This is a genomic window from Corallococcus terminator (assembly GCF_003611635.1).
Taxonomy (GTDB): Bacteria; Myxococcota; Myxococcia; order Myxococcales; family Myxococcaceae; genus Corallococcus; species Corallococcus terminator.
Window position 1 is genome coordinate 1 of the sequence record NZ_RAVZ01000550.1, and the last position, 3,526, is coordinate 3,526.

A 3,526-nucleotide genomic window follows, 5' to 3' on the forward strand; every position below is an offset into this window, starting at 1 on the left:
GCCGGAGCCCGCCCCCGCGCCCGAGGAAGCCTCCCAGTCCGCCGAGGACCCGAATTCGGGGGGCTCCGAGGAGCAGCCGTCCGAAGAGGGCTCGAACGAGTACGTCCCCGAGCCCCAGCCGGACAACGGCGGCGGTGCGATGGCCGCGATGGCGGACAAGAAGAAGTTCGTCCCGCTCATCGTGATGGGCGTGGTGGGGCTGACCTTCCTGGTGTTGATGATCGCCGTGCTCGCGGGCGCCTGAGCCTTCCGGCCCGGCGTTTCCTGTCGCGAGCGACGCGCCCGCCCGGGCGACTCCCCGGGCGGCGGAAAAACGAAGGGCCCCCAGTCGGGGGCCCTGGAACTACCGACCGGAGGAGATGCGCGCGACGGGCTGGATGTTCAGCTCGGGCGACAGCTCCTGGTAGCTGAGGATGGAGAACGAGGGCGTGAACTCGTACTCCAGCAGCTTGCGCACGTACCGGCGGATGTCCATCGCCGTCAGGATGACGGGGCGCTGGGCGCTGGGCGGCAGGTGTCCGCACTCGGAGCGCACCGCGCTGACGATCTCCTGGGCGATCTCCGGCTCCAGCGCCAGGTGGGCGCCCGCGGAGGTGCGCTTGATGGAGCTGCGGATGGCTTCCTCGATGTTCGGATCCAACAGGTACACCACGAGCGTGCCAGTGCCGCGCGCGTACTTGTGGGAGATGTAGCGGCGCATGGAGGCGCGGACATGCTCGGTGAGCATGACGTTGTCCGCCTCCACCTGGCCGTACTCCGACAGGGACTGGAGGATGCCGCGCAGGTCGCGGATGGAGATTTCCTCCTCCACGAGCCGCCCGAGGATGTCCGTCAGCTTCAGCACGTTGACGATCTTCGGGACGACTTCCTTCACGATGGCCGGGAACGCCTTCTCCAACTGCTCCAGCATCGTCTGCGTCTCCTGCACGCCCATGAACTCGCGGGCGTTCTTCCGCAGGATGGCCGCGGTGTGCAGGATGATGTAGCCGGGCACGTCCCAGGTGGTGAGACCCGCGGACTCCAGCGTCTCCCGGAACTGCTCCGGCACCCACGCGGCCGGCTGGCGCGTCGCGGGGTTGATGGCCTCGAAGCCGGGGATGTTCATCAGCTTGAGGCGGTCCACCGTGTCGTTCACCAGGATGTGGCCCAGGGTGGCCTGGCCGGTGACGACGGGGACTTCGTTGATTTGAATCTGGTAGGCCCCGGGCGGCAGGCCGCCGTTGCCACGCGCGCGCACGCCCGGGAAGCGGACGCCCAGCTCCACGAACAGGCCGTCGCGCATGAACGGGATGAGCTCGAAGAGGAACTTGCCGCCGTCCTGCCGCGAGTCCACGAAGGGCACCAGGGCGTCGGACACCTCCAGCACGATGGGGGTGACGACGGGGATGAACAGCTCCGAGTCCGGATTGAGCTGCTCCTTGGGCGCCGGCTCCGACGACACGGGGGTGCCGAAGCTGGACTCCATCGCGGGGCCCGCCTCCTCGGCGGCGGTATCCGCGTCCTTCTTCTTCATCATCGAGTACGCGCCGAAACCCGCACCCGCGCCGAGGATGAAGAACGGAATCTTGGGCAGACCGGGGATGAGGCCCAGGCCCACGAGCATGGCCGCCGCGATGGCGATGGCCTTCGGGTAGGCGGTGAGCTGCGTGCCCACGTCCTTGCCCAGGTGCGCCCCCTCCTCCTCGCCGCCCACGCGCGTCACCAGGATGCCGGCGCACGTGGAGATGAGGATGGCGGGAATCATGCCGACCAGACCGTCACCGATGGTGAGCAGCGTGTACTTCTGCGCCGCGTCGCCCGCGGCCATCCCCTTCTGGGTCACGCCGATGATCAGGCCGCCCACGATGTTGATGACCGTGATGATGATGGACGCGATGGCGTCGCCCTTCACGAACTTCATGGCGCCGTCCATGGCGCCGAAGAGCTGGCTTTCGCGCTCCAGGTCGCGGCGCTTCTTCTTGCCCTGATCCTGATCGATGGAGCCGGCGCGCATGTCCGCGTCGATGGACATCTGCTTGCCGGGCATCGCGTCCAGGGTGAAGCGCGCGGCCACTTCGGCGACGCGCTCCGAGCCCTTGGAGATGACGATGAAGTTCACCACCACCAGGATGAGGAAGAGGATGGCACCGACGACGAAGTTGCCCTGCACCACGAAGTTGCCGAACGCCACCACCACTTCGCCCGGGTCGCCGGTGAGCAGGATGAGTCGGGTGGTGGAAATGGTGAGCGACAGGCGGAACATCGTCGTGATCAGCAGCACCGTCGGGAACACCGACAGTTGCAGCGCGCCTGGCACATAGAGGGAGATGAGAAGAAGTATGACCGAGATGCTGATGTTCAGCGTCAGCAGGATGTCCAGCAGGAACGTCGGCAGCGGGACGATCATCATCCCGACGATGGCCACGACGACCACCGCCAGGACGATATCGGAGTACTTGTTCAGGAAACTGTTCGGATCGCCGGTCATCGTCGGGGCGCCATCCTAGTCCGGGCCGGCCCTGGTTCCCAAGGGGGGGTACGCCCTCCCCTGCAAAGGGAGGAGGCCCGTGGTCGGACTACGCGTCATCCTCGGGTGCTTCGGCCTCTGCCACGTCCTCGGCGCTCTCCATGGCCGCGGCGGCAAGCATCCGAGCGCGGGCGCTCAGGGGATCCTTGCCCTCGGGGTCCAGCGCCACGGCACGATTGAAGTCCTGGGCCGCCTCCGTGACCTTCCCCTGGCGCAGCGCGGCCTCGCCCCGGTTGACGAAGGGGGTGATGTCGGTGGGATCCAGCTCGATGGCGCGGTTGAAGCACCCCACCGCCTGATCCAGGTCCTCCAGCGCCAGATGGCAGGCGCCCAGGGCCGTGTGGAAGTAGGCCTCCGACGCGTCCAGCGCCAGGAGGTTCTCGAAGATGGCCAGTGCCTCGCTGAAGCGCCCGTCCTGGAAGAGGTTGAAGCCCTCGGTGGCCCGTTCGAGCATCTCGGCTGCGGACAGCGGCTTTTCGTTGTCGGGCAACACCGTGGCCTTGGATTCGGTCGTCATCAGCGCGGGTCCCTCACAGGGAGGACAGGAGGACGTGGGCCCGCAACCGACCACCAGGGGACAGAGGTGGCTTCGGGCGCGGACAGCTTAGTCTGTTATCGGGGCAACCTCCAAAGAGGGTGCGTCCCGGGTGATCGGCCCGGCTTTCCGGGGCCCCCCTTTTCTGGCGGAAAAAAAGATCGGAGAATGAGGAGGAAACTTTCGCCCCCTGATCCGCCATAATCCTCATGTAAGCAGCGCCGCAGCACACACCCGCTTCCAACCCTCTGGAGTCATTCCCATGAACGCCACTGCCTCCGCCGCCGCCCTCTCCACTGCCTTCAAGGGCAGCCAGTCCCTGAGCGCCACCGAGAAGTCCTCCCTGGCCGGCCTGGAGGGTGTCGACCTCGAGCGCGCCACCGCGCAGCTCATGCTCCAGAAGCAGCAGGAGGCCGTTGCCTTCGCCTCCAACATCATCAAGAAGCTGAACGAGATCGCGATGTCCGTCATCAGCAACCTCAAGT

At 66.7% G+C, this 3,526-nt stretch carries 3 protein-coding genes and 1 pseudogene; 2 read left to right on the top strand and 2 right to left on the bottom strand.

Translation table 11 applies throughout. From position 1 onward, the window contains the following. Nucleotides 1-244, top strand: a pseudogene (locus tag D7V88_RS44945) (FHA domain-containing protein); the annotation flags it as partial. A gap of 99 nt (nucleotides 245-343) precedes the next feature. On the opposite strand, the gene sctV reads toward D7V88_RS44945, so the two are convergent. Further along, nucleotides 344-2,467 (bottom strand): type III secretion system export apparatus subunit SctV, encoded by a 2,124-nt coding sequence (gene sctV / locus D7V88_RS39845; RefSeq protein ID WP_120545731.1) that lies wholly within the window; start codon nucleotides 2,465-2,467, stop codon nucleotides 344-346. Between the two features lie 88 nt (nucleotides 2,468-2,555). Then, complete coding sequence (locus D7V88_RS45335; RefSeq protein ID WP_120545732.1) at nucleotides 2,556-3,023, bottom strand: tetratricopeptide repeat protein; 468 nt, start codon at nucleotides 3,021-3,023, stop codon at nucleotides 2,556-2,558. A gap of 280 nt (nucleotides 3,024-3,303) precedes the next feature. Between D7V88_RS45335 and D7V88_RS39855 the strand changes: the two genes are divergently transcribed. Beyond that, nucleotides 3,304-3,526: hypothetical protein (locus tag D7V88_RS39855; protein WP_120545733.1), on the top strand; the 223-nt coding region annotated here is incomplete at its 3' end.

Excerpts from the sequence above, each read along its gene's own strand:
- sctV (WP_120545731.1), bottom strand. The coding sequence starts at position 2,467 with ATGACCGGCGATCCGAACAGTTTCCTGAACAAGTACTCCGATATCGTC.
- D7V88_RS45335 (WP_120545732.1), bottom strand. The coding sequence starts at position 3,023 with ATGACGACCGAATCCAAGGCCACGGTGTTGCCCGACAACGAAAAGCCG.